Source organism: Qaidamihabitans albus, from assembly GCF_016464705.1.
Lineage (GTDB): Bacteria > Actinomycetota > Actinomycetes > Mycobacteriales > Pseudonocardiaceae > Qaidamihabitans > Qaidamihabitans albus.
In genome coordinates this window covers 320,980-347,750 of the sequence record NZ_JAEHOB010000004.1, presented here as the reverse complement: position 1 = coordinate 347,750, position 26,771 = coordinate 320,980, and the positions used below count along the sequence as shown (strand labels likewise).

Genomic DNA, 26,771 nt, shown 5'->3' with positions numbered 1-26,771 from the left:
CCCACCACTGCGAGTGTGCCAGCCTGGCGGCATGTGGCGAGCCAGGGCGCGCGAGCGGGTGGTGCCCAACGATCCCGCGCTGTACGACAGGCTCGCCGACCAGTGGTGGCGGCCGAGGGGCGCGTTCGCGATGTTGCACTGGCTCGCCGTGGCCAGGGGCGAGCTCGTTCCGCCGGCGCCGCGACCGGGCGCCGTCCTGGTCGATCTCGGCTGCGGCGCGGGTCTGCTGGCGCCGCACGTGGCCGGTAAGGGCTACCGGCACATCGGCGTCGACCGCTCGGACCGTGCGCTGCGGCAGGCGAGGGAGCACGGTGTGCAGGCGCTGCTCGGCGACGTGCTCGCGGTACCGCTGCCCGACCGCTGCGCGGAGGTGGTGGTCGCCGGAGAGATCCTCGAACACGTGCCCGACCTGCGGGGTGCGGTGGCCGAGGCGTGCCGGCTGCTCCGCCCCGGCGGGCTGCTGGTGCTCGATACGCTCGCGGCGACGGCGCTGTGCCGGTGGCTCGCCATCGGGGTCGCCGAGCGGGTGCCGCGCATCGCCCCGCGCGGCGTGCACGATCCGGCGCTGCTGGTCGACCGGGCAGACCTCGTGGACGAATGCGCGCGGCGGGGTGTGCGCCTGGCGCTGCGGGGTATCCGGCCTTCACTGACCGGCCTGCTGGCCTGGACCGCCGGTCGCCGCTCCACGGTCCGGATGCTGCCGGTGGGAACGACCGCGGTGCTGTTCCAGGGATATGGCCGCAAGGAGGTTTGAGTGCCGTTGTCCGACACCGTCCCGACCACCGGATCACCACCCGACCCCACCGCGGCCATGGAGATCGCCTCGGCGCTCGCGCCACGGCTGGCCGAGCGGGCCCAGGAACACGACATCTCGGGCGCCTTCCCGGCGGCGGACTTCGCCGACCTGCGGGCGAGCGGCCTGCTGGGCCTGATGGTTCCCGCCCGGCTCGGCGGGACCGGCGCGTCCTTCGCCGACTACGCCGAGGTCGCGATGGCGATCGGCAGCGGCGCCGGTGCCACCGCGCTGATCTTCAACATGCACGCGTCGGTGACCGGAGCGCTGGCGCACACGCCCGACGAGCTCGTCCGGCAGCTCGGCGCGACCGACGGCTTCTTCGTCACCCGTGACCGGCTGCTCGCCGAAGCCGCCTCGGGCGCCCTGTACGCCGTTGCGATGAGCGAGCGCGGCGCCGGTTCGCGGCTGTCCAGAATCACGACCGAGTACCGCGCGGTGGACGGCGGGTTCCGCGTCACCGGGAGCAAGACGTTCGTCTCCGGTGCCGGGCACGCCGACGGCTACCTGCTCGCCGCGAGGGACGCCGCCTCCACCGAGCCGAAGGTGTCCTACTTCGTGATCCCGGCCGGCGAGGGCGTGCGGGTCGAGCCCACCTGGGATGCCATGGGGATGCGCGCCACGTGCAGCCACGACGTGCACTTCGACGTCGAGGTCGAACCGGATGCCCTGCTCGGTGGGGTCGAAGGACTGGCGATCCTGCTGGCCCAGGCAATGCCGCAGTGGCTGGTGGCCTCCTACGCGGCGGTGTACGCGGGCGTGGCCCGCTCGGCGATCGAGGCCGGTGCGGCGCACCTGCGGCGGCGCGGCCTCGACTCGCTGCCAGCCGTGCGCTCACGGCTGGGGCGTGCCGACGCCGCCGCCGCGGCCGCCGCCCTCGTCGTCCGGGAGGCCGCGGCCAGGGTCTCCGCGGAGCCGGGGACGCCGGAGACCAACCGCTGGGTGTGGCGCGCCAAGCTGACCGCCGGGGACACGGCGGCGCAGGTCGCCTCGTCCGTACTCGAAGCCGCCGGGACGTCGGCCACCCGGCGCGGCCACCCGCTGGAACGGATCTACCGCGACGCGCGCTGCGGTGCGCTGCAACCGGCCACCTCCGACGTCTGCGCCGACTGGCTGGGCGTCGCGGCCCTCGGCGGCGATCCGGAGAACGACGGCGGGACGCCACGATGGTGACCGCCACCATCGCCGGGGTGGGCTCGGCGCTGCCGGAGACGGTCGACCAGCAGGCGATGTGGGACGGCTTCTTCAGCGGTCACTTCGACTCGAGCCGGGTCGCACGGCGGATATTCGACGGCTCCGGAGTGCTGCGGCGGCATGCCGTCGCCAACCCCGTCCGCGAGGACCTGTCCCGGTGGTCCACCGCGGACCGGATGCGCCGCTACGCCGAGGAGGCCCCGCCGCTGGCGCACCGGGCGGTAAGGGCGGCGCTGGCCCAGGCCGGTCTCGCCGCCGAGGAGCTGGGGCAGCTCACCGTCGCCTCGTGTACCGGGTACGGCACACCGGGCGTGGACGCCAAGCTGGCCGCGTCGCTCCGGCTGCCTCCCGAGGTGCAGCGACTGCTCGTCGGGCACATGGGCTGCTACGCGGCCCTGCCCGCGCTGGGCAGCGCCGCCGACTTCGTGGTCGCCCGCGGGCGGCCCGCCGTGCTCCTCTGTCTTGAGCTCACCTCGCTGCACGTTCAGCCACCCACCACCGATCCGCAGCAGGTGGTCTCGCACGCGCTGTTCAGCGACGCCGCCACGGCAGTGGTGCTGCGACCACGACCGGACGGCGGCGAGGCGCCGTCAACCGGCCTGGAGCTGGTGGACATCGCGGCGTTCACCGATGCCAGCACCGCCGACCACATGACCTGGGACGTCACCGACCTCGGCTTCCGGATGGGCCTTTCCCCGCGGGTGCCCGACGTGCTGGCCGAGCACCTGCCCGCGGTGCTCGGCAACCTGCTGGCCAGGCACGGCCTCGGCACCGGGGACGTCCGGAACTGGGCCGTCCATCCAGGCGGGCCGCGCATCCTCGACACCGTGCAGCGAACGCTCGACCTGCCTCCGCGGGCGCTGGCCGCCTCCCGCTCCGTGCTCGCCGAGCACGGCAACTGCTCGTCGGCGACCGTGCTGCTGGTGCTGGAGGAACTGCGTGCCACCGGCGCGCTGGACGGCGGGCCCACGGTCGCGATCGCGTTCGGGCCCGGGCTGACCGTCTATACCGCGCTGCTGCGCGGCGGACCGGCGTGAGCAGGGAAGACCGGCCTACGGTTTCTGGGCGACCCCGCTCAGGAAGACCTGATCCATGTTGGTCAGCGGCTCCAGCCTTGGTCCTTCGGGCCACCACTCGTGCAGCATCACCAGGCCCGGCTCGACCAGTTCGAGGCCGTCCAGGTAGGAGCGGATCTCCTGCCGGGTCCGGAACCGGCCCGACCCCATCGTGCTGCCGGTGAGGCGCTGCTCCATGTCCCTGGCGAACGCGCTGAACTCGGCGTTCTCCTCCGCCGGGTCCCAGAAGTGGCAGAGCGCGGCATAGGAGCCGGACGGCAGGGCGTCGACGTAGGTCTTCATGATCTGGTACGGGTTCTCGTCGTCCATCAGGTGATGCAGGGTGTTGCACTGCATCAGGACGAACGGGCGTTCCAGATCCAGGTTCTCGGTGACGGCCGGATGGGCGAGTACCCGCTCCGGCTCGGTCAGGTCCATCTCGACGAAGTGCGTGCGGTCGTTCTCCTCGAGCAGGGCCCGGCCGTGCGCGCTGACCACCGGGTCGTTGTCGACGTAGACGACCCGGGCGTCGGGGTTGACCCGCTGCGCCACCTCGTGGGTGTTCTCCACGGTCGGCAGGCCGGAGCCGAGGTCGAGGAACTGGTCCATGCCCGCGGGGCCCGCCAGCCAGCGCACGACCCTGACCAGCCATTGCCGGATCGCTGTCGCGGTACGCGGCGCCTCGGGCGAGGCTTCCAGGACCGAGCGATAGACCACGCGGTCGACCTCGTAGTTGTCCTTGCCGCCAAGCAACGCGTCGTACACGCGCGCGACACTCGCGACGCTGGTGTCGATCACGGGAACCGGGGCCTGTTCGTTGGTCGGCATCTGGCACTCCACTGGCACACTGCGCGGTCGTCGGATCACCCCAAGGTTAGGACAATCACACCCGGCGCGGGCAAGCGGCCGGTGATCTTCCGGCGAGCGTCCGGCCACGGCGTGGTTACCCGGTGCCGCCGTCCGGGTACATGCGGCAGATGGGACCCAGCGACCGGCGCGGACGTCGCCGGTGCTGACGGCTCCGACGAGGGGCTGGGAGCACGCCGAGTTCACCGCGGCGGCCGGAACCCGCGTACACGCCGCGGTATCGGGGCCGCCCGGCGCGCCGGAGGTCGTATGCGTACACGGGCTCGGCTGCTCGCACCGCTACTTCCTGCCGCTGGCGAAGGAGCTCGCGACCACGATGCGGGTGAGCGCTCCCGACCTGCCCGGCTTCGGCCGCACCCCCGGTCCGGCGGCGGCGCTGGACGTGCGGGGACTCTCCGGTGCGCTGGCCGACTGGCTGCGAGCGACGGGCCGGGGCGGCGCTCTGCTCGTGGCCAACTCCGCGGGCTGCCAGATCGTCGTGGACCTGGCCGTGCACGGTCCCGAGCTGGTCGGGCCGATCGTGCTCAACGGGCCCAGCATGGGCAGCCGGGCCCGGTCGGTACTGGGCCAGGCCGGCCGGCTGCTCGCCGACGTCCCGCGCGAACGCCCCGCGTTGCTGCTGGTCCTCGCTCGCGACTACCTGTGCTGCGGACCCCGCCGGATCCTGAGAACCTCGCGCCACCTGCTCGGCGATCCGGTCGGGCGGAAGCTCCCGCACGTCCGCGCACGCGCCGTGGTGGTGCGCGGCAGCCGCGATCCGGTCGTGCCGCGAGGCTGGGCCGAGGAGGTCGCCGCGCGGCTGCCGGACGGCAGGCTCACCGAGGTCCCCGGTGCGCCGCACGCGATGAACTTCTCCGCCCCCGGCCCGCTCGCCGAGATCGTCCGTTCGGCGCGCAGCCGCTCGTGAGTGCGTACGCGAGTTAGAACTCGGCTGCGCACTCACGAGCGGCGCGCCCGGCTCCGCCCGCACCGATGACTCCGGCGCCTCCACACGGTCTGTATTGGGGACGGCACGGACCGCACCGCGCGGCGAAGGGAGAGCGGATGTCATCGCCCGCCGGGTTTGCCCTGCTCGAACGCGCGATCAACTACACTCTCGGCAGCCTTCGGGCCGTCCCGCCGGGCGCGCTCGGCCGCCCGACACCTTGCCGGGACTGGGATCTGGGCGCGTTGCTCGCCCACCTGAACGACTCGCTGTACGCCCTGCAGGAGGCCGCCGACGACGGCAGCGTCGATCTCGACGTGCGGATCGCTGACCCCGGCGCCGATCCGGTCGCCACGGTGCGCGACCGGGCGCGCGTGCTGCTCGGTGCATGGGCGGGAGCCCGCGACGCGGGGGTGATCTCGATCGCGGGCAGCCCTCTGGCGTCGGCGGTCGTCGGGTGCGCGGGCGCGCTGGAGGTCGCCGTGCACGGGTGGGACGTGGCGCGGGCGTGCGGGCAGCACCGGCCGATCCCGACACCGCTGGCGGAGGAGATGCTCGAACTCGCGGCACTGCTGGTCGGCGACGCCGACCGCCCGAGCCGGTTCGCCGCCTCCGTGGAGCTACCGGAGCCGGCCTGCCCGGGCGACCGGTTGATCGCCTTCCTCGGCAGGCATCCCGGCTGAGCGAGCCGGGCTACGGCACGGCCGGCCGGGTCAGTGGCAGGCCGAAGAGCGTGAACACCTCGGGGTCCATGAAGTTCACCACGTGGCCGATCCCGTGGGCGGTGAGCGTGAGCACCTGCACGGTGAACGCGCGGTAGGTGGTGTGGTCGGCCGGGTCCGCCAGGTACATCGCGAAGCCGGGCTGGTCGTTCGCGCGCACGGGCAACATGCGGACCAGTCCGGGCCGTGCCGGGCACCGGGAGCCGAGATGCCTGCCGACGTGCACGCGGCCCCGGTACCACTCGGCGTAGGGCGGCATCTCCCAGACGACGTCCTCGGTGAACAAGCGGACGAGCGCGTCGACGTCCTTGCGCTCGAACGCCGTGACGTAGCGTTCGAGCAGCTCCCGCTCCTGCGCGCCCGACGGCTCCGTGACCTCGTCCTGCTTCGGTGCGATGCGTTCCAGCTGCGTCCGCGCGCGCTGCAGGGTGCTGTTGACGGCGGTGGTCGTAATGCCGACCGCCTCGGCGACCTCGGCCGCCCGCCACTTCAGGACGTCGCGCAGTATGAGCACGGCGCGCTGGCGGGGTGGCAGGTGCTGCAGCGCCGCGACGAACGCCAGCCGGACGCTCTCCTTCGCGGTGACTGCGGTGGCCGGATCGCCCTCGTCCACACTGACGGCGTCGGGCAGCGGTTCGAGCCAGGGCACCTCCGGCCGATCCACCAGCTCGTCGGCGGGGTCGGCATTCGTTCCGCCGAGCCCGGTGGGCAGCGGGCGCCTGCTGCGGCTCTCCAGCGCGGTCAGGCAGGTGGTGGTCGCGATCCGGTGCAGCCAGGTGCGCAGCGACGAGCGGCCCTCGAACTTGTCGTAGGCCCGCCACGCCCGCAGATACGTCTCCTGGACCAGGTCCTCGGCATCGTGCGGCGAGCCCAGCATCCGGTAGCAGTGCGCCAGCAGCTCCCGCCGGTACGGGTCGGCCTCCCGCAGGAAGTCGTCGTCGATCGTTTCCGGTGCCGTCGTCATGCCTCTCCTCCCACCCTGAGGCGACTCTAGCTCTTCTCCTGTACCGACCGGCTGCGAACTCCGAACTCATCGGGGCACCGATGAGTTTCGCGGCCGTGGCGGGTCCTACCCGGTGATGTCGTGAGGAGGATCTGCCATGCAGCCGACACTCGCCGAGCCCGCCGCCAGGGCCGGCCGCAGGGAATGGATCGGGCTCGCCGTGCTGGCGTTGCCCACGCTGCTCGTCTCGCTCGACATGAGCGTGCTCTTCCTGGCGCTGCCGCACCTGAGCGTCGATCTCGGCGCGGGCAGCGCGCAACAGCTGTGGATTCTGGACATCTACGGTTTCCTGGTGGCCGGGTTCCTGGTCACGATGGGGACCGTGGGCGACCGGATCGGCCGGCGCAGGCTGCTCCTGATCGGTGCGAGTGCCTTCACCGTCGCCTCGCTCGTGGCCGCGTACTCGGTGAACGCGGAGATGCTGATCGCCGCCCGTGCGGTACTGGGGATCGCCGGTGCGACGCTGATGCCCTCGACGCTGGCCCTGATCAGCAACATGTTCCCCGATCCGCGGCAGCGTGCGGTGGGGATCGCGGTCTGGATGAGCTGCTTCATGGTCGGCACCGCGATCGGGCCCGTCGTCGGCGGCGTGCTGCTGGCGTTCTTCTGGTGGGGCGCGGTGTTCCTGCTGGCGGTTCCGGTGATGGCGGTGCTGTTGCTGGCCGGCCCGCTGCTGCTGCCCGAGTACCGCGATCCCGGTGCGGGCAGGCTCGACCTGGCCAGCGTCGCGCTGTCGCTGGCCGCCATCCTGCCGATCGTCTACGGCCTCAAGGAGCTGGCGAAGGACGGTTGGCACACCGTGCCGGTCGTCGCCGTGGTGGTGGGCGCGGCGATCGGGTTCGCTTTCGTGGCCCGGCAGCGCGCACTCGCCGATCCGTTGCTGGACCTGCGCCTGCTTGCGCATCGCTCGGCCGGCCCGGCGCTGGGGATCATGATGATCGGCGGGGTCCTGATGGCGGGGACGTTCCTCTACATCCCGCTCTACCTGCAACTGGTCGAGGGGCTCACACCGCTGCGAGCGGGCATGTGGCTCGCGGTCCCCGCGATCGCCATGATCGCCAGCACCCAGCTCGCGCCACGGCTCGCCCAGCGGTACCGGCCCGTCCACGTCATCACGGTGGGCCTGGTGATCGGGACCGCGGGTGCGCTGCTGCTCACCCAGGTCGGCGGGCCCGGCGGGCTGGCACCGCTGATCGTGGGCTTCGGCCTGGCCTGCGTGGGCATCGCACCGGCTGCAGCGCTCGGCACGGATCTGGTCGTCGGCTCGGCGCCCAAGGAGAAGGCCGGCTCGGCCGCCTCGGTGTCGGAGACCAGCAACGAGTTCGGGATCGCGCTCGGCCTCGCCGCGCTGGGCAGCCTCGGCGCGGCCGTGTACGGCAGCCGGGTCGTCGTGCCCGCGGAGGTGCCTGCCGAGCTGGCCGGGGCGGCGCGGGAGAGCCTCAACGGCGCCGTGCTGGCCGCCCGCGAGCTGGACGGTGTCGTCGCCGGTGAGCTGCTCGGCAATGCGCACGCGGCGTTCACCGGCGCGCTGAACATCGTCGGCGGTGTCGGTGCCGCGGGGTTCGCCGTGCTGGCGGTGCTCGCCGCGACCCTGCTGCGGCGCGCGTAACCCGCGAGTCCCCCGCTGGAGCCCGCGAGTCCCGCACTCGGGCCCGCGAGTTCCGCACTCGCGGGGCCGCGAACGGGGGACTCGCGGGTCTGGGCGGGGGACTCGCGGGCTATAGGATCTCCAGCGGCTTCGGGCCGGTCGGCGGTGGGAACCGGGCGTCGAGGTCGGCGAGGTCCTCCGCGGTGAGCGTGATGTCGAGGGCGGCGAGGTTCTGCTCGACGTGCTCGCGGTTCGCCGCCTTCGGGATCGCGCACACCCCCGGCTGATGCAGCACCCACGCGAGCGCGACCTGCGCCGGGGTCGCTTCGTGCCGTTCGGCGACCTTGCCGAGCACGGCGTCGTCCAGCAGGCGTCCCTGCTCGATCGGCGAGTACGCCATCACGGGCACGGCGTGTTCGCGGCACCACGGCAGCAGGTCGAACTCGGGGCCGCGGCGGGTCAGGTTGTAGAGCACCTGATCGGTCGCGACGTCGTCGCCGGAGGGTTGTGACCACAGCTCGGCCATGTCGTCCGGACCGAGGTTGCTGACGCCGAAGTGCCGGATCTTGCCGTCGGCGCGCAGCCGGGTGAACGCCTCCAGCGTCTCCGCCAGCGGCACGTTCCCGCGCCAGTGCAGCAGATACAGCTCGATCCGGTCGGTGTCCAGCCGCGCGAGGCTGCGTTCGCAGGCCTCGATCGTCCCACGCCTGCTCGCGTTGTGCGGCAACACCTTGCTCACCAGGAACGCCTCGTCGCGACGACCCGCGACGGCGGCGCCGACGACCTCCTCCGCGCCACCGTCGCCGTACATCTCCGCGGTGTCGATCAGGCCGAGTCCGAGATCGAGGCCGTGCCGCAGGGCCGTCACCTCGTTGTCCCGCTCCCCGCGGCGCTCGCCCATGCCCCACGTGCCCTGTCCCAGCACCGGCAGCCGCTCGCCGGAGCCCAACTTCAGGTACCGCATCGCCATGGCCGTGAGTGTTCCCGTGCGCCGGGGTTCGGCGCAACACGCACACGTGTGGTCCTCACCCGGCGGGGTGGATCGTCGACGGGGCGAGACCACCAAGGGCAAAGTGGACCATGGACTCCACAGTGGACATGCTGCCCGGACCCGGTCGCGCCACAGCCGGCTCAGGCGGGGAGCTTCGCCTTCTCGCGGCGTACGGGCGTGTCGGCCTGTTCATCGACGGCGATGCGCTCGACGAGCTCCGTCACTTCGCGTTCGGCGTGGGGCGCGAACGCCGCCCGTGTGCACACGAACACGTGCTCCGCGCGAACGGCAGGCCAGTCCGCAGGTAGGTGTGCCAGCGGAAGGCCGGGATCCTTACGCAGCAAGAGGGTCCACTCGGTGTGCATCAGCAACTGGCCGGCGAGGACGTCATCGGTGGCTGCCAGTGGGTCGGGCACGTCCCACCGGCGGAGGAAGCCGCGGTAGCCCTGGGCCAGTTCGTCCAGGTCCCACGCGTCGGCGATCATCTCCTGGATGTCCGTGGGGCGCAGGGTGCTCGCGCGAAAGGCCTTGACGTGATCGGCGACATCGAGTCCTTCGAGCAGTTCCTCGACCTCGATCGAGCGCGGGCTGATCCAGAGGCCGCTCTGCAACGGGCCGAAGCCCGCCCACGCGAGCCGGGAGCGCAGCAGGTGCCGGTCGGCCCTGCGGGTCTCCGGCAGTGAGAAGCCGAGCATGGTCCAGTGACCGTCCCAGTCGCGGTTCACCGCGTGCCGCACCCGGCGGCTGCCCTCCTCGAGAACCTTCGAGGTGTAGTCGGTGAGGCCGAGGTAGACCCGTTTGCCGCGGCGGTGGCGCGCCAGCAGCCCGCGCCGGGTCATCCTGGACAGCGTCGACCGGGCCGCGTGCTCACCGACCCCTACTCGGGCCAGCACCTCGATGAGGCTGCCGGAGTAGACCGCCTCGGCCCGGCCGAGCAGGTGGGCGGCGAAGAAGTTGAGCAGGATGCCCTGCGGTCGCTGCCACGGCGTGCCGCTCGGTTCTTCCGCCCCGCCCTGCGTCCCCATCGGACCTCCCCGCAACGCCGTGTACCGCGCCGATGCCCGTCGATCCTAGTCAGGTCAGCGACGCTCAGCAGTGGAGCCGGTCGCGCTCCGTTGCCGGCTCTTCGACGGAGGGTCGGCGGCCGTCATGGGGACGAAAAGCGGTGCCGCCGACGGTCACACGTGCAGGTGGACCAGCGAGTCGATACCGGAGAGCTCGATCACCCGCCTGGTCGGCGAGCCGGGCGGCGCGCTGATCTCGCACGTCGTCTGCAACAGCCGAAGCCGGTCGGCGAGTGCGAAGAGAATGCGCAGGCCGGCGCTGTCGATGTAGGTCAGGCCCCCGAGGTCGACGCGGACCGCGAGGAGGTGGTTGGTGATCGCCGCGAAGATGTCGTCCTGAACGGCTGCGGAATTCGACAGGTCGATCTCTCCGCTGACGAGAATGTCGATCTTCTTTTCCTCGTGCGGACGCACTTCGACGTTCGCGGTGGTCATGGGAACTTGCCACCTGTCAGATGTCGGCGGATCTGCACGCTCGTGCCGTCCGGTCCGTGCTCGAACCGCACGTCGTCACTGAGGTGCTGCATCAGTTGCGTGCCCCTGCCTCTGTGCTGGCCTCGTGGGGGGCGCCAGCTCCCGTTGTCCTTGACCGTGGCAATCACCTCCCGGTCGTTGGCTGCGAGGTGCAACTCGACGGTACCTCCGAGCGGGCCGTAGGCGTGCTCGACGACGTTCGCGCTGGCCTCGCCGACCGCTACCAGCAGATCCGCGATGTCATCGTCCGAGGCACCCACCGTGGGCAGCCAACGACGCAACGCAGCACGGATCTCGCTCAGCGAGTCCGGCACCGCCGAGAACTCAAGCTCCAGCCTACGTAGTTCCTCGGCGGTCTGTCTGCGGATGGCGAGTACCGCGATGTCGTCGCCGGTCGGGTCCGCGTCGATGAGCTTCGACATCACCGCAGCGCACATGGCTTCCGCGGAGTCGGTCCGCATCGCATCACAGATCAGTTGCAATCCGACCTCCAGCGGACGGTGCCGCCGTTCCACCAGCCCGTCGGTGTAGAAGAGGACCATCGTGCCGGGCGCGACCGTGATGGTGCTGGTCCTGCGTCGCAGCGGAGCGGAACCGGCGCCGATGGGCGGGTCGACCGGGAGTTCTGCCGGTGCCGCGGGGTCGCCGGGGGCGGCGAGTACGGGTGCCAGGTGCCCCGCGAGCGAGATGTGCAGCCGCTCCAGTGAAGGCTCCCACATCCCGTAGGCGATCGTCGCCATCGCGTCGGGCTCGAAGTGACGCATGTGCGAGTCCAGCTTGCTGAGCACCTCGCTGGGATCGTTGGAGTCGAGAGCGTACGCGCGGGTGGCCGTGCGCATCCGGCTCATCACGGTGGCCGCAGTGAGTCCGCGCCCGACCACGTCCCCGATCGCGACGCACAGCCAGCCCGAGGGCAGCGTGAAGACGTCGTACCAGTCGCCGCTGACCCCGGCCTCCTCCGCGGGTACGTACCTGGAGGCCAGTTCCATGCCGATGATGCGGGGCAGCCGGGCGGGCAGGAGGTTACGTTGCAGTGCCGCCGCGGCCGCCCGTTCGACCCGTGCCTGGCGTGTCCGGGTGGCCAGTGCGACGCGATCGGCCGCGAGCTCCAGCAGCTGGAGGTCCTGGTCGGTGAAGTCCCTCGGCAGCATCGAGCCGACGTGCAGCACGCCGATCAGCTCACCGCCGGCCAGCAGCGGCACACCGGCCAGCGAGTGGACGCCCTTCTGCCACAGGATCGGGTTGCGCACGGTGGTCGATGTGATTTCCTGCATGACCAGCCGCTCGCGCCGTTGCGCGATCCGGCCGGCGAAGCCCTCGCCGACCGGGATCCGCACCCCCTGGCGCACCGATTCCTCGAGACCGGAGGATGCGGTCGCGACCAGGTGCTGGCCGCCGTCGGCGAGGAGGAGCACTGTCGCGGTGTCCGTACCCAGGATCTCCCGGACGCGGGCCAGCAATTCCTGCAGAAGCTGCTCGACACCGAGATGGGCGAGCGTCGTATCGGTGACCGCCTCTATCCGGCGGAGGCGGTCCTCGGCGCTGTCGGACGAATTGACCATCGCCATGTCCGGGAGCATAACCGCACGTAGATGTGGCGTCAGCGGACGCACGCGGCCGTGGTTGCAGGGTGCACCTTGCCACTTTCGCAGGGGTTGGCAGCGGCGGCCGCGGCGGGGAAGATCACCGCGTGGTTGCCAACCGTGACGAGAGCATCAAGGCGGACGAAGGCGTGTTCGACGCCTACCTGGCCGTGCCGGACCTGGTCCCGGCCCCAGGGATCATCTTGCTTCAAGAGGTGTTCGGCGTGAACGACAACATGCGCGGGCTGGCGGATTCGCTCGCGGAGGCCGGGTATCTCGCCCTGGTGCCGGACATGTTCTGGCGCCTGCAACGGCGTTTCGAGAGCAAGGACGAGTCCGGGATCGCCGAGGGCATGGAACTCGCCAGGCGGATGGACCTCGGCGCGGCCGTCACCGACATGACCGCCGCGCTCGCGCACCTGCGTGCGCTGCCGGCGTGCGACGGCCGCGCCGGCGGCGTAGGGTTCTGCCTCGGCGGCAAGCTGGCCTACCTGCTCGCGACGTCGGTCCGGGCCGACGGCCGTGGGCCGGACGCCGTGGTGTCGTACTACGGTTCCGGAATCCACGAGATGCTCGACCAGGCCGAGGCGATCGAGTGCCCGATGATGTTCCACTACGGAGACCGCGATCCCTACATCACGCACGAGCAGGTGGCGGCGGTCGAGGCGGCGGTGGCCAGCAGGCCGGACATCGCGGTGCACCACTACGACGCCGGGCACGCGTTCTCGAACTTCGACGCGCCGTCGCTCCACGAGCGCGAGCCCGCCGACCTCGCCTGGGGCCGCACGCTCGCCTTCTTCGAGGACCACCTGAAGTACCCGGCCTGAGCGGCCGTGTCCGCGCCCCGGGACGCGGACACGCGTACGTGGGACGCGGACACGGCGTCAGAGGCGGGGGCGGTCCTTGGCGAGCAGCGGCTCGAAGAGGTCGCCGTGCTCGTCGATGCGGTCGAGCACCTCGTCGGCGGTGAAGACCAGATCCGCCGGCTGACGGCATTCCTGGACCTCGTCCCACAGAATCGGCGTCGACACCGTCGGAGCCGGGCGGGCGCGCAGTGAGTAGGGCGCCACGGTGGTCTTCTTGGGGTTGTTCTGGCTCCAGTCGATGAGCACCTTGCCCGGCCGCAGCCGCTTGGTCATCCGCGAAACCACCAGCTCGGGCAGCTCCCGTTCCAGCCGCTCGGCCAGGCCCCTTGCGTACTCGCCGGTGCGCTCGCCCGAGCGGGTACGCACCGGCGAGTAGACCTGCATTCCCTTGGAACCACTGGTTTTCGGGTAGGCCGCGTGACCTTCCGACTCCAGCTCCTCGCGCAGCCGCAGCGCGACCGCGCAGCACTCGACGATCGTCGCGGGCGAGCCGGGGTCGAGGTCGAACACCAGCAGGTCCGGATCCCGGATGGCGCCGCGTGGACCGACCGTCCACTGTGGCACGTGGAGCTCAAGGCTCGCCAGGTTGGCCACCCACACCAGCGTCGGCAGGTCCTGCACCAGCGCGAAGTCGGCCTTCTCCGCGCCCCGTGAGCTGCCGGGGGTTTCGATACAGACGGTGCGCACCCACTCCGGGGCGTGCCGCGAGACGTCCTTCTCGAAGAACGAGTTGCCCTCGACGCCGTTCGGGTACCGCTTCAGCGTCATCGGCCGGTCCCGCACGTGTGGCAGCAGCACCTGCGCCGCGCGCACGTAGTAGTCGATGACCTCACCCTTGGTGAACCCGTCCTCCGGGTACAGCACCTTGTCCAGGTTGGACACGCGGAGCCTGCGGCCCGCGACCTCGACCAGTTGCCCCTCAGCCACGGTCCAGCTCCTCCGGGTCGATGTCCGGGCGCAGTCCGCGCCACGCGGGCGCGCGCAGCCGGCCGTCCGCCGTCCAGTCCTTGAAGACCACCTCGCCGACGAGCTTCGGGCTCACCCATCGCGCACCGCGTGCGCGGTCGCGTGGAACCTCGGTGACGAACGGTGATGTCTTGCGCTCCAGCTTGCGCAGCTTGCCGAGCAGGGTCCGCAGCATGTCCTCGGTGAAGCCGGTGCCGACCTGGCCGATGTAGCGCAGCCCGCCCTCCGCGGGCAGGCCGAGCATGAGCGAGCCGAAGGTGTCCGACCGCTTGCCCTCGCCGGGCCGCCAGCCGCCGATCACGGCGTCGAGCGTGTGCAGGTCGGTGATCTTGAGCCAGTCGGTGGTGCGCCGTCCCGGCGAGTACGGGGCGGCGGCCCGCTTGGCGATCACCCCTTCCAGTTCCTGCTCGGCCGCGGCCTCGACCACGGCCGCGCCCTCGCCGGGGAAGCAGGGCGAGAGCTGCCAGTGCCGCCCGCTCAGCTCCAGCGCCTCCAGCAGCTCGCGCCGCCGGTGATACGGCAGGGAAAGGCACGAGCGGCCGTCGAGGTGCAACAGGTCGAAGATCAGGTACGTGACGGGCTGGTGTTTGGCCAGTTGCCGGGCGCGCTGGTCTCCGGCGTGCATGCGGGTCTGCAACGCCTTGAAGCTCGGCCTGCCTTCGCGCAGCGCCACGATCTCGCCGTCCAGCCACGCCTGCGTCATCCCGAGCTGCTCGCCGAGCCCGCGCAGCTCGGGGTAGGTGCCGGTGATGTCGTTGCCCTTGCGGGAGAACAGCGTCGCGCGACCACCTTCGACGCGGGCCAGCGCCCGCACACCGTCCCATTTGAACTCGTAAGCCCAGTCGTCGTCCGCCTCGACGGGCGGCAGCGTGCCCGTGGTGGCGAGCATGGGCTCGATGAGCTCGGGCAGCGGCGTCCAGTGCTCGTCCTCCGGCGGGTCGGACCGGATCACCTGCCAGTCCTCACCGGCCCGGAAGAACACGTACTTGCCGCGGACCCGCTGTCCGTACAGGACGATCGCGACCTCGCGGTCGCTCCACTTCAGCGTCTCGTAGCGGCCGCTGTCCCAGATCGTCATCCGGCCCGCGCCGTACTCGCCCTCGGGGATCTCACCCTCGAACGTCGCGTACTCGAGCGGATGGTCCTCGGTGTGCACGGCCAGCCGCAGCGTGCCCGGCTCGGGCGGAAGTCCCTTGGGCACGGCCCAGGACACCAGCACCCCGCCGCGTTCGAGCCGGACGTCCCAGTGCAGCTGCCGCGCGTGGTGCTCCTGGATGACGAACGTGTCGTCGGCGCCGCGGGGCGTGCCGTCGCCGTCCGGCACGGGCTCGGGCGTGCGCTCCGCGTGCCGCTTCCGGCGGTACTCCTCGAGCTTGGACGCTGCCATGAGACCGGTCTACCCCATTTCGTGGAGTATGTACGCATGGACGCACGGAGCAGGCGGCTACTGGCCCGCGCCCGTGCCCGCGGCACGGAGGCGGTACCGGTGCTGATCCTCGCGCCGACGTCGATGGCGGCTGCCGTGACCGCACTGGGCGGACGCGTCGACTCCGAGGACGAGCGCACCGGGTACCTGCGGGCCGAGCTGCCCGTCGCGGCCGTCGACGAACTCGCCGCGCGGCGGGACGTGGAGTCGGTCCAGGTGCTCGAGGACGTGATACGCGACGACCCCGCGCCCTGAACCGCAAGGCGCGGGGTCGCTCGTTCGTACGCCGTGTCAGCCGGTGACCGACTCGACGATCACCGTGCCGCCGCCGGTCCGCAGGCCCTCCGTCGTGCGCACGGTCACCAGGCCGCGCAGCACGCGCTCCGCACCCGGCTGCGCGTTCGCCGTCACGGTCGCGGGCACCGTCCACGACGCCCCCGCCGGACGCGGTGCGTCCGCGTCGGTGACGTCGATCGTGCCGAGCCCCGGCAGCGCGAACAGGTCGAGGTAGTCGTACTCCGTGCTGCCCGCGGGCACCGCGTAGCCGTCGACCTCGATCCGCCACTGGCCTGCCGCGGGGTCGGCGATGGTCACCGACTCCTCCGAGTCGCCGTCGGCGCTGTAGCCGGCCAGTGCGCAGGCGCCGCCCGTGCAGTCGTAGACCAGCAGGTCCAGGTCCGCACCGACGTCGGAGGTGTTGCCGATCGTCGCGGTCAGCGAGCTCGCTCCCGCCGGCACGTCGACGGTGTACTCCTGCGCTGCCCCGTCGGCGATGCTCGGCCGCTCGACGCGTGCGCTGTCCAGCGGGCCGCCGGTGAGCCGCCCGGTGAACTCGCCGAGCGTGTTGGTGACCGTGTACTCCCGATCCACCGGCTCACCGATGGCCGCCTCGGCGATGACGTCCGGGTCGGGGCTGACCGTCGTGCCCTGCACCGACGCCGCGATCGACCACGGCGCCACCTCCACGTCGGAGGTCCGGCGCGACTCGATCACGATCTCCCACACGCCAGGCATCGGGTCGGTGACCGTCCGGCTGGTCGGTGTTCCGCCCGCGCAACCGCCGCCCGCGTCCGGGTTGTAACAGTTGAGCGAGGAGGTCGAGTCGATCGGCACCCCTGTCGGGTCGTAGCGCAGGAACCGCACCTGGCCCTTGCCCGGCGGCCCGCCCGCGACCATGTCGACCTTGAGCGAGCCCGCGCCCTCCGGCACCCGCACGAACACGCTGGTGGCCTGGTTGCGGCCGATGTCGCCGGCCGCCTCCGCGCGGAACCGGTTCGCCTGGCCGAACTCCAGCGGAGCGAAGACCGAGTTCATGGTCTGCGCGTCGATGCCGATGGTCCGTGGGCTGTCCAGCCGGAGCAGGGCCGAGTGGGCGCCCGGCGACGCCGGATCGACCCGCACGTCGAACCGGACCGGCCGGTTCAGCGGTAGCCGCACCGTTCGCGCGCTGGCGAAGGTGCCGTCGTTGCCGACCCAGCGGACGTGGTAGGTCACCGGTCGCTCGGCGCCGGTCGTCCTGGTCAGCGTGTAGGTGCGGGTGTAGGCCTCGCCGACCGTGACGCCCTCGCGGTCGTGGATGCCGACACCGGTGTCCGGCGGGTCGAGCTGTCCCGAGAGCACGGTGTGCACCGGGACGGAGGTGGTCACCGTGTCCGGCCTGCCGCGGTCGGCCTGCAACGCGAACAGCGCGGACAGCGTGTTCATCAGGCCGGCGCCCTGCGCGTTGGCCTCGATACCGTCCACGAAGCGCGCGGTGGACGAGATCGCCGAGCGCAGCGCGGCCACCTTCGGCCGCTCACCGTTGTGCGTTGCCTTGTACGCGCTCACCAGCAGGGCGGCCGCGCCGGTCGCCTGCGGGGCCGCCATGGAGGTGCCGTTGAACATCGCGTAGCCCGGTGGCAGCTCGTACGTGCCCGGCACCGGGCCGCCCGGTTGCCAGCGTGGGATCGTCGAGATGGCCGCACCGGGCGCCATCACGTTCGGCTTGAAGCCGCCGTCCTCCCGTGGTCCCCGGGAGGAGAACGGGTGCAGCGACTCGGCCTCCGCCGACTCGGAGCCGTAGTTGGACAGCCAGGTGTCGTCGGTGATGTAGGAGCCGACGCTGACCGAGTCGGTCGCCACCGAGGGGTCGCCGACCGAGTTGGCGCCGGCGCCGCTGTTGCCCGCCGAGATGAACAGCTGGACGTTGTAGGTCTCGATGACGCGGTTGTAGAGCTCGGCGCGGGCGTTGTTGCCGTCGTTGAGCGCGGGCAGGCCGCCGATCGAGATGTTGACGACGTCCGCGCCGTGCGTGGCGGCGTAGACGACCCCGTCGATCAGCCCGCTCGCCGTGCAGGACGGTGTGGAAAGGCAGGCTTTGATCGACATCAGCTTCGCCCCCGGCGCGGCGCCGTCCATCCGGCCACCGAACAGGTCGTTGCCCGCGGCGATGCCGGCCACGTGGGAGCCGTGTGCGCCACCGGCGAGGCCGATGTTGACGAAGCCGGGCCGGTCGGTCTGGACCACGAACGCCATTCGCTCGGTGGTCGCGGTGTCCGGGTCGTCGGTGCCGAAGTAGCCGACGTCCTGCCGCTGCGCGTAGTCGGTCATCGGGTCCTCGCCGGTGAAGTCACCGTCGCCGTCGAGATCGACCCGGACCGCACCGGATCCGGTGTCCCGCAGGACACCCCACGAGTCGTCGCTGTCGCCGTCGCGGTTCACGTCGCCGCCGGTCTCGCTGTTCGCCGTGCCGAGGTCGCCCGCCGTCTCGCTGAAGACGCCGAAGGAGAACTCGCCCTCCGGCGCGGTCCACTCGCGGCCTGCGGCCGAGAACGTGCCGGAGTAGGTCTCCTCCGACATCGCGACCCAGGTGCCGTCGCCCGAGTTGGGGGCGTTGGCGGTGTACCAGTCGACGATCTTGCGCTCGCCGGTGCTGGTGGTCGCCAGTGCCGGGTGATCGAGATCGACGCCGGTGTCCAGGATGGCGACGGTCGTGCCCCGGCCGTCCCAGAACGGGAACACCAGGCCGAACTGCGCGGCCTTGGTGTCACCGGTGGGCAGGTAGGGGTTGATCCGTGGCGTGTTCGCGTCCGGTGCGGGCTGCGGGATCGGGTCGGTCGCGCCGACGGGCGCGGGCTCGTCCCGCTCGATCAGCCCGTCGACGTCGACCGCCTCCACCGAACGGAGCTTCGGCGCCCGCTCGGCCTGCTCGATCGGCACGGTGACCTTGAGATAGTCGAGCTTCGTGTCGGCGGACTCGACGTCGCCGCCGATCGAACGGAGTTCCCCCGCCGCGGCGTCGGCGCGCCCTCGCTGCGCCGCGACGAGCAGGGTGATCTCGCGTTTGCCCGCGTTCTCCGCCTCCGCGAGCAGCGTCCGGTCCTCCTGGTCGAGCTGTCGTTCGTCGCCGGGCTGCGGCGGCGGCTCTTCCTGGGCGGTTGCCTGCGGCACGCTGAATCCGAATACGCCGACGGTCCCGGCGAGCGCGATGGCGCTCGCCCGTCTCAACCATCGTGATCGTTGCTCTGTCACTACTTCGACCTCCCGTTGGCTGCCCGGAGCATCGCAGCTCACTTCACGAAAGCTTCACTTTCGGATGAAACCGCATGAAATTCCCTACTTTCGTAGGGATCCAGCGCCGCCCGTGCCCTGATCAACTCCGCGCGGGTCGCTGATCAACTTCCGGCCGCGGTCGGGGAGACTCGTCCCATGATGGGTCGCACGCACGCACTCACCGGCTGGTGTGCCGGGCTCGGACTCGCGCCGGTCGTCGGCATCGGCTCGCCGGCGCAGGCGCTGGTGTTCGCGGCGACCACGGCCGGGTTCGCCCTGCTACCCGACCTGGACCATCCCGGCGCGCGGGCGTCCAAGCTGCTCGGCCCGCTCACCGGCGTGGTGTCCTGGCTGCTGCGCAAGGCGTCGTCCGGCCTCTACGCCGTCACCAAGGGCCCGCGCGACGAGCGGCACTCCGGGACGCACCGGCACCTCTCCCATACCGTGCTGTTCGCCGCCGCGCTCGGCGGGGCGACCGCGGCGGGCACGGCGGCCGGTGGCCCGTGGGTGGTCGCGGGGGTGGTGCTGTTCGGCCTGCTGCTCGCCGAGGACGCGCTCGGCGACTGGCTGCTCCCGGTGGCCGGGGGCGCGGTGGTGTGGTGGGTCCACGAGAACAGCCCGAACGCGCTCGGCCAGCTCGACGCGGTGTCTGGCCTGCTCGGCATCGCGGTGGCGGCAGGCTGCGTCACCCACTGCCTCGGTGACGCGCTCACCGAGTCCGGGTGCCCGTTCCTGTTCCCGCTGCCGATCGCGGGCGAGACGTGGTACGAGCTGCGGCCGCCGGGCTGGCTGCGGTTCCGCACCGGCAAGGGCGTCGAGAACAGGCTGGTGTTCCCGGTCTGCACTGTGGTGGCGGTGCTGCTGGTGCCGGGCGTGTGGCCCGCGCTGGTCGAGTTCGCGCAGGGGACGTTCGGCGCACCGGTCGTCGAGGCGGGCAACTAGGTGTACCCGGCCGGGACGTTGGTGGCGGCGTGCCTGGTTGAACGGAGAACCTCCGGGTGGGATGTGGCTTGTCTCAGGCCCACTCCGAGCCGGAGGTTCTCGTGTCCCACGGTAGTGCCCGGCTGACCACGGTCAAGGTGGCATCTTTGAGCGTCTTCGGGAAGTTGAGGGTCAGGTTCAGCACCTCTTCCAACGCCGAAAGGAAGAACGCGATCCCTTCGATCGGGTTCGAGGCGACCGACCTGTTCAGCGCGTCCACCAGCTTGCCCATCAGCTCGTTGATGTCACTCCTGGCCTTCATCAGAATGCCCGCATAGGCGACCAGGAACTTGTTCATCTCCGACAACGCCGGATCGCGGTGGTTCTCAAACCACTGCTTCAGCTGGACGAATCGGGCACGGGGCTGGCCTTCGGCCCACTGCTCGTTCAGCGCGAAACCGAGGTTCTCGGTGAGGCTCGTCCACACATCGGCGGTCTGGTCGGGAACCGTCAGGTCTATGTCCCGCCCGAGGCGCACCTCTTCGAGCAGATCGAACGTCGCGCCCAGAACCTGCGTGTTCGACACCTCGCCTTGCTCGTTCAAGCTGCCGATCTTCTGGCCGGACAGCACGGACCGCTCGTTGACGAGCTCGTACTCGTCCCAGGGCAGCTTGCGCGTCGTCTCCCAGGCCGCACCGTTGCGGAACTCGGTCACCCGAGGCCCCTGGTTCTCCTCGGGATGGGCCAGGTACTCGATCCAGCCCGCCGGCGCGGGCGCGTTCCCACCTGGCCCGGTGAACACCGGGTCGAGGGTGCGGCCGATCTCATCGAGCAGGCCCACATGATTCGACCGGCCTCCAGGTAGAGATTGTGCGAGTCCTGGAGCCGCTGCGACATACCTTTCAGAAACTCGACGAAAGCGCGTTCCTCGACGACGAACTGGTCCATCTGGGCCAGCCATTCCCTGCCGAACTCACCGAGCAGGCCCTGAAACATTCAGGTGATCCCGAAATCCCGGAGAGCCCCTCCCGCTCGCGCAGCGAGCTGATGTTGTGCTCGAGCGCCGTCGCCAATGCGCTGGAATGCGTGACGCAGCGTCGACCGCCTCTTTCGCGCTGTCGAAGGCCGCCAGATTGACCTGAAACCCCGAAGCCATCCCGTCCGTCCCCTCGGTAGGCCAGTTGCCTGTGGCTGCGCGGACGAACGTGGCAAGGCCGGGGCGCTGCGTGCCGGTTTTCGGCATGCAGGGCTGAACTGTTGGCAGGTGCCCTGGGTAGCTCTGTTCACGCTTGACATCCTTGGACGGGCAACGACGGTAATGCACGACGGCTCCGTTGAGGTCCTCGGCGTTGACGTCGAGGACCTCAACGCATTGGCCAGCCCGGAATGCTGGTCCAAGATCACCAGCTTGACTCCGCAGAGCCCGCGCTGCTCCAGACCGGGCAGGAAGTTGCGCCATAACGTCTCGTCCGCGCTGCATCGCGACAGCAAGAGGCGCGAGGTTGCGTCGGCCCGGCGTCCGCGGTCTCCGGTCAGGCTTCTCGCGTTGCCGTGCCGGTGGCCCCGAGAGCATGCAGGGCGGTGTCGGTGACATGGTCGAGGTAGTGCGGCTCGACCGGCGCCTGCCGCACGACCATGCGCCAGTAGATGAGCGCGGCCACGATGTCCTGGGCCAACTCCATGTCCGTGTCCGCTGGGAGCTCGCCCCGGTCGATCGCCCGCTCCAGGAGTGAGCGCAGGTAAGCGCGCCGCGGCTCCGCTATCGATACGGAGATGGCCTCGGCGAGTGCGGGTGTCCGGTGCGCCTCGGCAATCAGGTCGGGGATGATCTTGGCGTAGGGCTCCGCGCCGAGCCAGGCCGCCATCGACTCCGCGGCGGCACGCATGTCCCGGCGGAGGTCACCGGTCTCGACAATGTCGGCCATGGGCACACTGATGTCGGCGAGGACGGCAAGCACCATGTCCTGCTTGGTGGGCCAGCGACGGTACAGGGCGCTCTTGCTGGTACCCGCCCGCTTGGCGACGCCCTCCATCGACAACCGGGCGTAACCGCGTTCGACGAGCTCGGCGAGGACGGCCGTGACGATCGCGGCGGTGACGTCCGGCTTGAGAACGGCCGCTCCGGACGGCACGCGTTGAGTCATGCGACCAGCCTAGCGTATGGACGGAACGGTACCGGCCGGTTTATGGTGCCTGAACGGGACGAAACCGTATCGTCCTTTCCGTAGGGAGAAGTGCCGATGACATCCATCCCCCAAGTCGCGGACGACGGTTCACTCGAGGCCCGCCTGGCGCGGTCGGACGGACTCCACCCGCCCCGCCCCCTCTCCCGTGCCGAGCGGGAACGGTTCCTGTCCGAGGCGCACGTCGTTGTGCTGTCCGTCGACGCCGGCCCAGGGCGACCTCCGGCGAGCGTGCCGCTCTGGTACGCCTACCAGCCTGGCGGCGACGTCGTGGTCAACACCTCGGTCTCGAGCAGGAAGGCCGGGCTCGTCCGCGCTGCCGGCGCCGTCACGCTCACGGTGCAGCACGCGACCCCGCCCTATCGGTACGTCGTCGTCGAGGGCCAGGTCGTCGAGGTCGTCCACCCGTCACCTCTGAACGTCCGGCGAGCCATCGCTCGGCGCTACCTCAGTGCCGAAGGGGCGGACGCGGCGGTCGACCGGTACGACCCCGACGACCAGGTGCTGTTCTTCATCCGGCCGCGGCGCTGGCACTCGGCCGACTTCTCGGGCCGGCCGAGCGGTCCCACCCACGACTCCGGAGTCCGCCATGGCCAGTGATGCCCTTTCCGACCAGAGTCCCGTCGCCGCTGACGCTCCACGCCTCCGGGGCGGAACGGTCACCACGACCGGGATGATCTTCCTGGTGGTGGCGGCCACGGCGCCGCTCACCGCCCTGAGCTCCAACATCTCCATCAGCATCGGTCTCGGTGCGGGCGCCGAGACCGTCGGCTACCTGGTCGTCATCGGTGGGCTCCTGGCGCTCTTCGCGGTCGGCTTCCTGGTGCTGTCTCGGTATGTCGTCGAGCCGAGCGCGTTCGCGGCATTCGTGACGTTCGGGCTCGGACGGAGGCTTGGCTCCGCCGCCGCATTCGTCGCCGCGCTCGCCTATGGGCTCGCGTCGACGGCGATGGTCGCGGCCACGGGGTACTTCGCCGAGCTGACGCTGACCTCGTACTTCGGCTCCTCACCCCCGTGGTTCGTCCTGTCGGCAATCGCCCTGTGTGTCGTCGCGGTCCTCGGCGTCCGCGGGCTCGACATCGCCCAGTGGGTGACGGCCCTGCTTTGTACTGCGCAGTTCGCCATCGTCGTCGCGCTGTTCGCAGCCGTCCTGGTCCAGCGCCCGGCATCCGCCTGGTCCCCCGAAGGGCTTGCTCCGAACGACCCTTTCTCGGGCGCCGCCGCTCTGACGTTGGTGTTCTGCCTTGTCTGCTTCGGTGGTTACGAGGCCACCGCCGTGTACGGCGAGGAGGCACAGGCCCCGCGCAAGAGCATTCGCAGGGCAACGTTCGGAGCATTGGGACTGCTGCTCGTCGTGTTCGCGATGGGGACCTGGACCCTCAAGGCCGCCCACAGCGACGTCGTCGCGGTCGCGGGCGCGGACGCCGGCGCGCTCGTTCCGGCCACGGCAGGGACCTACCTCGGCGAATGGACCGGCCCGGTGCTGAGCGTGATGGTGGCCCTCAGCTTCCTGGGAGCGGCGATCGCGCTGCACAACATGGGCAGCCGCTACCTGTTCGCTATGGGGCGCGCCGGGCGCCTGCCCGACGTCCTCGCGCGGGTGCACACGCGACACGGCACCCCGGTGATCGGCACCGCGGTCCAGATCGCGCTTACGGCAGGTGTCCTGGCCGTGTTCGCGGCACTGGGAGCGGATCCGCTCACCAACCTGTTCCCGGCGGTCTCCGGGATCACGTCCATCTCGCTGGTGACGCTCATGCTCGGCTGCTGCGTCAGCGTGGTCGTCGCGCGGTTGCGCCGCCAGGTGACCGAGGGGCCGTGGCAGACCATCGTCGCGCCGGTCCTCGCCGCCGTGGGTTTGGTCGCCGTGCTGGCGGCGATCGCGCGCAACTACTCGACCATCACCGGCAGCGAGCACCCGGTGGTGTCGTGGATGCCCCTGGTGCCCGTCCTGGTCGCCGTCTACGGCTGGTTCCACCCTGGCCGTGCCGACGAAGGGGCGTTGCGAACGTGACGACGATACGGTACCGTTCCGACGTGACTTCAGTCGCTCCACTGCTCTTTGCAGACCACCCCCAGTACTGGTTCGAGACCATGCGCATGCTGGGCCACTCGTCTTTCGGTGGCTCGGAAGTCGGTGAGGTGCTGGCCACGTCGGCGAGCATCACCGCGGGTAACCACGACAGCTGGTACGACGCGTGGCTGCGGACGGCCGATCGGATTGCGGAGGGCGCCCGTCAGGACACCGCCCGGGGCCGGATCGTGAGTGCGCGTGAGGGCTTCCTGCGTGCCGCGAACTACTACCGCAACGCCGACTTCTTCCTGCACGCCAACCCGCGCGATCCGCGGGTGTCGCACGCGTACCGCCTCGGCGTGCGGTGCTTCGAGGCGGCGATCGCCATCCCGCGTCCTTTCGAGGACGCCGGGGTGTCGAGCATCTCGCCGGTTCGGATCCCCTACGAGGGTCGGACTCTGCGCGGCTACCTCTACCGGGCGGCGACGGGCTCCGACGAGAAGCGCCCGACGATCGTCATGCACAACGGCTTCGACGGCAGTGCGGAGGAGATGCACTTCTTCGGGGCCGAGGCCGCCGCCGAACGTGGCTTCCACGTGCTCGCCTTCGACGGCCCGGGGCAGCCTTCCGCCGTGCACGACCACGGACTGACGTTCCGTCCGGACTGGGAGAACGTCGTGGGGCCCGTCCTCGACTTGCTCCTCGCCGAGCACGGCGACATCGTCGACGCCGACCGCATCGCGCTCCTGGGCGTGAGCCTGGGAGGCGTGCTGGCCCCTCGTGCCGCCGCGTTCGAGCCCCGCATCGCGGCCGTCGTGTGCAACGACGGTGTGTACGACGCCCTCGGCGCGGTCGAGGCTCTCCTCGGCCAGACCCGCGCCGAGATGGAAGCGCGCTGGCACGATCCCGCCTTTAGTGCCGAGGTCGAGGCGGCGGCTGCGGAGCAGCCCACCCTGCGGTGGGCGCTCGATCACGGGCTGTGGGTCATGGGCGCATCCGACCCCGCCGAGTTCGTGCGGACCTACGCGCAGTACCACCTGCTCGACGGCGTGGCCGAACGGATCACCTGCCCGGTCCTGGTCTGCGAGGCGGACAGCGACCTGTTCTTCGCCGGCGACGAAGCCGCCCTGTCGCAGCCTCGCCAGCTGATGGCCCACCTGTCGGCACCCGCCACGCTTATGACCTTCACCGGCGCCGAGGGAGCCGATGCCCACTGTCACGTCGGCGCCCAGCGGCTGGCCATCGGACGCATGCTCGACTGGCTGACCGAGGTGTTCGCCGCAGACCAGAAGACCAGCAGCCCCGCGCACGCGGTCCTGCTGCGGTCGATCGAGCTCCTTGCCGCCATGGACCTCGACGGCTACGTCGATCTCTTCGCCGAGGACGCCGTGATCGAGTTCCCCTACGCACCGCCCGGTCGGCCCCGTCGGCTGGACGACCCCGCGTCCGTGCGCGACTACGTGATGGCGATCGGTGCCGCGGTCAGGATCGAATCGTTCCCGAGTCTCGTCGTGCACCACCTGACCGACCCGCACTCGATCGTGGCCGAGGTCGCGCTGCACGGCACGGCGGTCGAATCCGGTGCGCCCTACGACGTTCAGTACGTCTGGATCATCGAGGAGCGGGACGGCCGGATCGTGCGTTTCCGCGACTACTGGAACCCCACGCAAACCACGGCGGCGACTGGGCCCGCAGACCGAGAAGTCGCACGATGAGCGCGATCGGGACAGTGCTCGTCACGGGCGGTACCGGGCAGACCGGGCGCGTCGTCACGGACCTTCTGCACCGGCGCGGCGTGTACGTGATCGTCGCGAGCCGGAACCATCCAAGGGAGCCACTCACCCCCGGGGTGCGGCATCTCCGGTTCGACTGGGCTGACCCCGCGACGCACGATGACGCGCTGCGCGAGGTCGACAGCATCTACCTCCTGCCACCGCCGCTGGACGCCGACCCCGTGAACGTCGTCGACGGATTCCTCCGCAGGGCCCGAGACGCCGGGGTCAGGAGGACGGTGCTGCTCAACTCCTCCGCCTTCCCGCTGCGAGCACGGGGCCTGCACGCCGTACGGCTCACCGTTCAGCAGCTGCCGGAGTGGTCGGTCCTGCTGGCTTCGGGCTTCATGCAGAACTTCGTGGGCACGCACCCGACCGCCGTCGCCGTCCGCGAGCGTCACGAGATCGTCGCGGCCGCCGGTGACGGCCGGACGGGCTGGATCGACGCGGCGGACGTGGCCGCGGTCGCGGCTGAGCTGCTGACACGCGCCGACCACGACAACCGCGAACACGTGCTCACCGGACCGGAGGCGCTGGCCTACGACGACATGGCAGCCACCATCGCCGCCGAGTGGGGTCTCCCCGTCCGCTACCGGCCGGTCACCGCGGCCGAGCGCACCGTACAACTCACCGAGGCAGGTCTCCCCCGGCCGTTCGTCGATGCGCTCGTCGGGGCGGACGTGCTGACCGCGAGCGGCGCCGAGGACCGCGTGACCACGGAGGTCGCACAGATCGCGGGCAGGGCCGCCACGTCGTTCGCCGAGTTCGTCCGGCGCCACCGCGGCTGACCGACGAGCCGGTCCACACGAGTTCCGCCCCCGCCCTCGACCCAC

25 protein-coding genes and 1 pseudogene are annotated in these 26,771 nt (G+C 71.0%); 14 read left to right on the top strand and 12 right to left on the bottom strand.

Going from position 1 to position 26,771, the window contains the following annotated elements:
• Window positions 1-31: 31 nt before the first annotated feature.
• Genes JAP66_RS10650 through JAP66_RS10640 form a run of 3 tightly spaced genes read left to right on the top strand, consistent with a single transcriptional unit; the run spans window position 32 to window position 3,024 of the window.
• Window positions 32-754: a methyltransferase domain-containing protein gene (locus JAP66_RS10650; RefSeq protein WP_199431473.1), complete on the top strand. Its 723-nt coding sequence runs from the start codon at window positions 32-34 to the stop codon at window positions 752-754.
• Window positions 755-1,966 carry an acyl-CoA dehydrogenase family protein gene (locus JAP66_RS10645; protein ID WP_307849512.1) on the top strand — a complete coding sequence of 404 codons (1,212 nt, stop codon included), beginning with the start codon at window positions 755-757 and terminating at the stop codon, window positions 1,964-1,966.
• Window positions 1,960-3,024: a type III polyketide synthase gene (locus tag JAP66_RS10640; RefSeq protein WP_199431472.1), complete on the top strand. Its 1,065-nt coding sequence runs from the start codon at window positions 1,960-1,962 to the stop codon at window positions 3,022-3,024. Before JAP66_RS10645 ends, JAP66_RS10640 begins: the two co-directional genes overlap by 7 nt.
• Before the next feature lie 15 nt (window positions 3,025-3,039).
• On the opposite strand, the gene JAP66_RS10635 is transcribed toward JAP66_RS10640, so the two are convergent.
• Entirely contained in the window at window positions 3,040-3,870 is an 831-nt protein-coding gene (locus JAP66_RS10635; protein WP_199431471.1) for an SAM-dependent methyltransferase, read from the bottom strand.
• Window positions 3,871-4,051: 181 nt separating this feature from the next.
• Between JAP66_RS10635 and JAP66_RS10630 the strand changes: the two genes are divergently transcribed.
• Window positions 4,052-4,816, top strand: a complete 765-nt coding sequence (locus JAP66_RS10630) for an alpha/beta fold hydrolase (RefSeq protein ID WP_307849511.1) — start codon at window positions 4,052-4,054, stop codon at window positions 4,814-4,816.
• A gap of 137 nt (window positions 4,817-4,953) precedes the next feature.
• Window positions 4,954-5,517 carry a TIGR03086 family metal-binding protein gene (locus JAP66_RS10625; RefSeq protein ID WP_199431470.1) on the top strand — a complete coding sequence of 188 codons (564 nt, stop codon included), beginning with the start codon at window positions 4,954-4,956 and terminating at the stop codon, window positions 5,515-5,517.
• A gap of 10 nt (window positions 5,518-5,527) precedes the next feature.
• Here JAP66_RS10625 and JAP66_RS10620 read toward each other — a convergent pair whose 3' ends face one another.
• Window positions 5,528-6,520 (bottom strand): sigma-70 family RNA polymerase sigma factor, encoded by a 993-nt coding sequence (locus JAP66_RS10620; protein WP_199431469.1) that lies wholly within the window; start codon window positions 6,518-6,520, stop codon window positions 5,528-5,530.
• Window positions 6,521-6,656: 136 nt separating this feature from the next.
• Here JAP66_RS10620 and JAP66_RS10615 point away from each other — a divergent pair, with 136 nt between their 5' ends.
• On the top strand, window positions 6,657-8,168 hold the full coding sequence (locus JAP66_RS10615) for an MFS transporter (protein ID WP_199431468.1): 1,512 nt from the start codon (window positions 6,657-6,659) through the stop codon (window positions 8,166-8,168).
• Between the two features lie 109 nt (window positions 8,169-8,277).
• On the opposite strand, the gene JAP66_RS10610 is transcribed toward JAP66_RS10615, so the two are convergent.
• The 4 genes from JAP66_RS10610 to JAP66_RS10595 form a co-directional block, all read right to left on the bottom strand.
• Complete coding sequence (locus tag JAP66_RS10610) at window positions 8,278-9,111, bottom strand: aldo/keto reductase (protein WP_199431629.1); 834 nt, start codon at window positions 9,109-9,111, stop codon at window positions 8,278-8,280.
• A 167-nt stretch (window positions 9,112-9,278) separates the two neighbouring features.
• Entirely contained in the window at window positions 9,279-10,163 is an 885-nt protein-coding gene (locus tag JAP66_RS10605) for a PaaX family transcriptional regulator (protein WP_199431467.1), read from the bottom strand.
• A gap of 153 nt (window positions 10,164-10,316) precedes the next feature.
• The gene (locus tag JAP66_RS10600; protein ID WP_199431466.1) at window positions 10,317-10,637 is read right to left on the bottom strand and encodes an STAS domain-containing protein; all 321 of its coding nucleotides are present in this window, start codon (window positions 10,635-10,637) and stop codon (window positions 10,317-10,319) included.
• A complete protein-coding gene (locus tag JAP66_RS10595) occupies window positions 10,634-12,244 on the bottom strand; it encodes an ATP-binding SpoIIE family protein phosphatase (RefSeq protein ID WP_235998908.1) in 1,611 nt (536 codons plus the stop codon). Before JAP66_RS10595 ends, JAP66_RS10600 begins: the two co-directional genes overlap by 4 nt.
• Window positions 12,245-12,366: 122 nt before the next feature.
• Between JAP66_RS10595 and JAP66_RS10590 the strand changes: the two genes are divergently transcribed.
• Complete coding sequence (locus tag JAP66_RS10590; RefSeq protein ID WP_199431465.1) at window positions 12,367-13,086, top strand: dienelactone hydrolase family protein; 720 nt, start codon at window positions 12,367-12,369, stop codon at window positions 13,084-13,086.
• A 57-nt stretch (window positions 13,087-13,143) separates the two neighbouring features.
• Here the strand turns inward: JAP66_RS10590 and ligD (JAP66_RS10585) are convergent, their stop codons facing one another.
• Together ligD (JAP66_RS10585) and ligD (JAP66_RS10580) are read right to left on the bottom strand one after the other, a co-directional pair.
• Window positions 13,144-14,052 carry a non-homologous end-joining DNA ligase gene (gene ligD, locus JAP66_RS10585; RefSeq protein ID WP_199431464.1) on the bottom strand — a complete coding sequence of 303 codons (909 nt, stop codon included), beginning with the start codon at window positions 14,050-14,052 and terminating at the stop codon, window positions 13,144-13,146.
• The gene (gene ligD / locus JAP66_RS10580; RefSeq protein WP_199431463.1) at window positions 14,045-15,478 is read right to left on the bottom strand and encodes a non-homologous end-joining DNA ligase; all 1,434 of its coding nucleotides are present in this window, start codon (window positions 15,476-15,478) and stop codon (window positions 14,045-14,047) included. The genes ligD (JAP66_RS10585) and ligD (JAP66_RS10580) overlap by 8 nt, the downstream gene beginning before the upstream one ends.
• 36 nt (window positions 15,479-15,514) lie before the next feature.
• On the opposite strand from ligD (JAP66_RS10580), the gene JAP66_RS10575 reads away from it, so the two are divergent.
• Window positions 15,515-15,772 carry a hypothetical protein gene (locus JAP66_RS10575; protein ID WP_199431462.1) on the top strand — a complete coding sequence of 86 codons (258 nt, stop codon included), beginning with the start codon at window positions 15,515-15,517 and terminating at the stop codon, window positions 15,770-15,772.
• A gap of 36 nt (window positions 15,773-15,808) precedes the next feature.
• Here the strand turns inward: JAP66_RS10575 and JAP66_RS10570 are convergent, their stop codons facing one another.
• A complete protein-coding gene (locus tag JAP66_RS10570; RefSeq protein ID WP_199431461.1) occupies window positions 15,809-19,027 on the bottom strand; it encodes a S8 family serine peptidase in 3,219 nt (1,072 codons plus the stop codon).
• 177 nt (window positions 19,028-19,204) lie between these two features.
• Here JAP66_RS10570 and JAP66_RS10565 point away from each other — a divergent pair, with 177 nt between their 5' ends.
• Window positions 19,205-19,990: a metal-dependent hydrolase gene (locus JAP66_RS10565; protein WP_199431460.1), complete on the top strand. Its 786-nt coding sequence runs from the start codon at window positions 19,205-19,207 to the stop codon at window positions 19,988-19,990.
• Between the two features lie 73 nt (window positions 19,991-20,063).
• Here the strand turns inward: JAP66_RS10565 and JAP66_RS10560 are convergent, their stop codons facing one another.
• Window positions 20,064-20,684 carry a hypothetical protein gene (locus tag JAP66_RS10560; RefSeq protein ID WP_199431459.1) on the bottom strand — a complete coding sequence of 207 codons (621 nt, stop codon included), beginning with the start codon at window positions 20,682-20,684 and terminating at the stop codon, window positions 20,064-20,066.
• Between the two features lie 155 nt (window positions 20,685-20,839).
• Here JAP66_RS10560 and JAP66_RS32070 point away from each other — a divergent pair, with 155 nt between their 5' ends.
• Window positions 20,840-21,106, top strand: coding sequence for a hypothetical protein (locus JAP66_RS32070; RefSeq protein ID WP_235998948.1), 267 nt, complete (start codon window positions 20,840-20,842; stop codon window positions 21,104-21,106).
• A 132-nt stretch (window positions 21,107-21,238) separates the two neighbouring features.
• On the opposite strand, the pseudogene JAP66_RS32065 reads toward JAP66_RS32070, so the two are convergent.
• Window positions 21,239-21,460: pseudogene (locus JAP66_RS32065) on the bottom strand (transposase); the annotation flags it as partial.
• A gap of 41 nt (window positions 21,461-21,501) precedes the next feature.
• On the bottom strand, window positions 21,502-22,113 hold the full coding sequence (locus JAP66_RS10550; protein ID WP_199431457.1) for a TetR/AcrR family transcriptional regulator: 612 nt from the start codon (window positions 22,111-22,113) through the stop codon (window positions 21,502-21,504).
• Window positions 22,114-22,209: 96 nt separating this feature from the next.
• Here JAP66_RS10550 and JAP66_RS10545 point away from each other — a divergent pair, with 96 nt between their 5' ends.
• Genes JAP66_RS10545 through JAP66_RS10530 form a run of 4 tightly spaced genes read left to right on the top strand, consistent with a single transcriptional unit; the run spans window position 22,210 to window position 26,726 of the window.
• On the top strand, window positions 22,210-22,752 hold the full coding sequence (locus JAP66_RS10545) for a pyridoxamine 5'-phosphate oxidase family protein (RefSeq protein ID WP_199431456.1): 543 nt from the start codon (window positions 22,210-22,212) through the stop codon (window positions 22,750-22,752).
• Window positions 22,742-24,166 carry an APC family permease gene (locus JAP66_RS10540; protein WP_199431455.1) on the top strand — a complete coding sequence of 475 codons (1,425 nt, stop codon included), beginning with the start codon at window positions 22,742-22,744 and terminating at the stop codon, window positions 24,164-24,166. The genes JAP66_RS10545 and JAP66_RS10540 overlap by 11 nt, the downstream gene beginning before the upstream one ends.
• 23 nt (window positions 24,167-24,189) lie before the next feature.
• Window positions 24,190-25,881 carry a nuclear transport factor 2 family protein gene (locus JAP66_RS32910; protein WP_199431454.1) on the top strand — a complete coding sequence of 564 codons (1,692 nt, stop codon included), beginning with the start codon at window positions 24,190-24,192 and terminating at the stop codon, window positions 25,879-25,881.
• Entirely contained in the window at window positions 25,878-26,726 is an 849-nt protein-coding gene (locus JAP66_RS10530) for an NAD-dependent epimerase/dehydratase family protein (protein WP_199431453.1), read from the top strand. The genes JAP66_RS32910 and JAP66_RS10530 overlap by 4 nt, the downstream gene beginning before the upstream one ends.
• The last annotated feature ends 45 nt before the right edge of the window (window positions 26,727-26,771 follow it).

Coding starts and splice junctions, on each gene's coding strand:
- JAP66_RS10610 (WP_199431629.1), bottom strand. CDS start 9,111: ATGCGGTACCTGAAGTTGGGCTCCGGCGAGCGGCTGCCGGTGCTGGGA.
- JAP66_RS10595 (WP_235998908.1), bottom strand. CDS start 12,244: ATGGCGATGGTCAATTCGTCCGACAGCGCCGAGGACCGCCTCCGCCGG.
- JAP66_RS10600 (WP_199431466.1), bottom strand. CDS start 10,637: ATGACCACCGCGAACGTCGAAGTGCGTCCGCACGAGGAAAAGAAGATC.
- JAP66_RS10545 (WP_199431456.1), top strand. CDS start 22,210: ATGACATCCATCCCCCAAGTCGCGGACGACGGTTCACTCGAGGCCCGC.
- JAP66_RS10550 (WP_199431457.1), bottom strand. CDS start 22,113: ATGACTCAACGCGTGCCGTCCGGAGCGGCCGTTCTCAAGCCGGACGTC.
- JAP66_RS10540 (WP_199431455.1), top strand. CDS start 22,742: ATGGCCAGTGATGCCCTTTCCGACCAGAGTCCCGTCGCCGCTGACGCT.
- JAP66_RS10650 (WP_199431473.1), top strand. CDS start 32: ATGTGGCGAGCCAGGGCGCGCGAGCGGGTGGTGCCCAACGATCCCGCG.
- JAP66_RS10620 (WP_199431469.1), bottom strand. CDS start 6,520: ATGACGACGGCACCGGAAACGATCGACGACGACTTCCTGCGGGAGGCC.
- JAP66_RS10625 (WP_199431470.1), top strand. CDS start 4,954: ATGTCATCGCCCGCCGGGTTTGCCCTGCTCGAACGCGCGATCAACTAC.
- JAP66_RS10530 (WP_199431453.1), top strand. CDS start 25,878: ATGAGCGCGATCGGGACAGTGCTCGTCACGGGCGGTACCGGGCAGACC.
- JAP66_RS10635 (WP_199431471.1), bottom strand. CDS start 3,870: ATGCCGACCAACGAACAGGCCCCGGTTCCCGTGATCGACACCAGCGTC.
- JAP66_RS10615 (WP_199431468.1), top strand. CDS start 6,657: ATGCAGCCGACACTCGCCGAGCCCGCCGCCAGGGCCGGCCGCAGGGAA.
- JAP66_RS10575 (WP_199431462.1), top strand. CDS start 15,515: ATGGACGCACGGAGCAGGCGGCTACTGGCCCGCGCCCGTGCCCGCGGC.
- JAP66_RS10640 (WP_199431472.1), top strand. CDS start 1,960: ATGGTGACCGCCACCATCGCCGGGGTGGGCTCGGCGCTGCCGGAGACG.
- ligD (WP_199431463.1), bottom strand. CDS start 15,478: ATGGCAGCGTCCAAGCTCGAGGAGTACCGCCGGAAGCGGCACGCGGAG.
- JAP66_RS10605 (WP_199431467.1), bottom strand. CDS start 10,163: ATGGGGACGCAGGGCGGGGCGGAAGAACCGAGCGGCACGCCGTGGCAG.
- JAP66_RS10565 (WP_199431460.1), top strand. CDS start 19,205: ATGATGGGTCGCACGCACGCACTCACCGGCTGGTGTGCCGGGCTCGGA.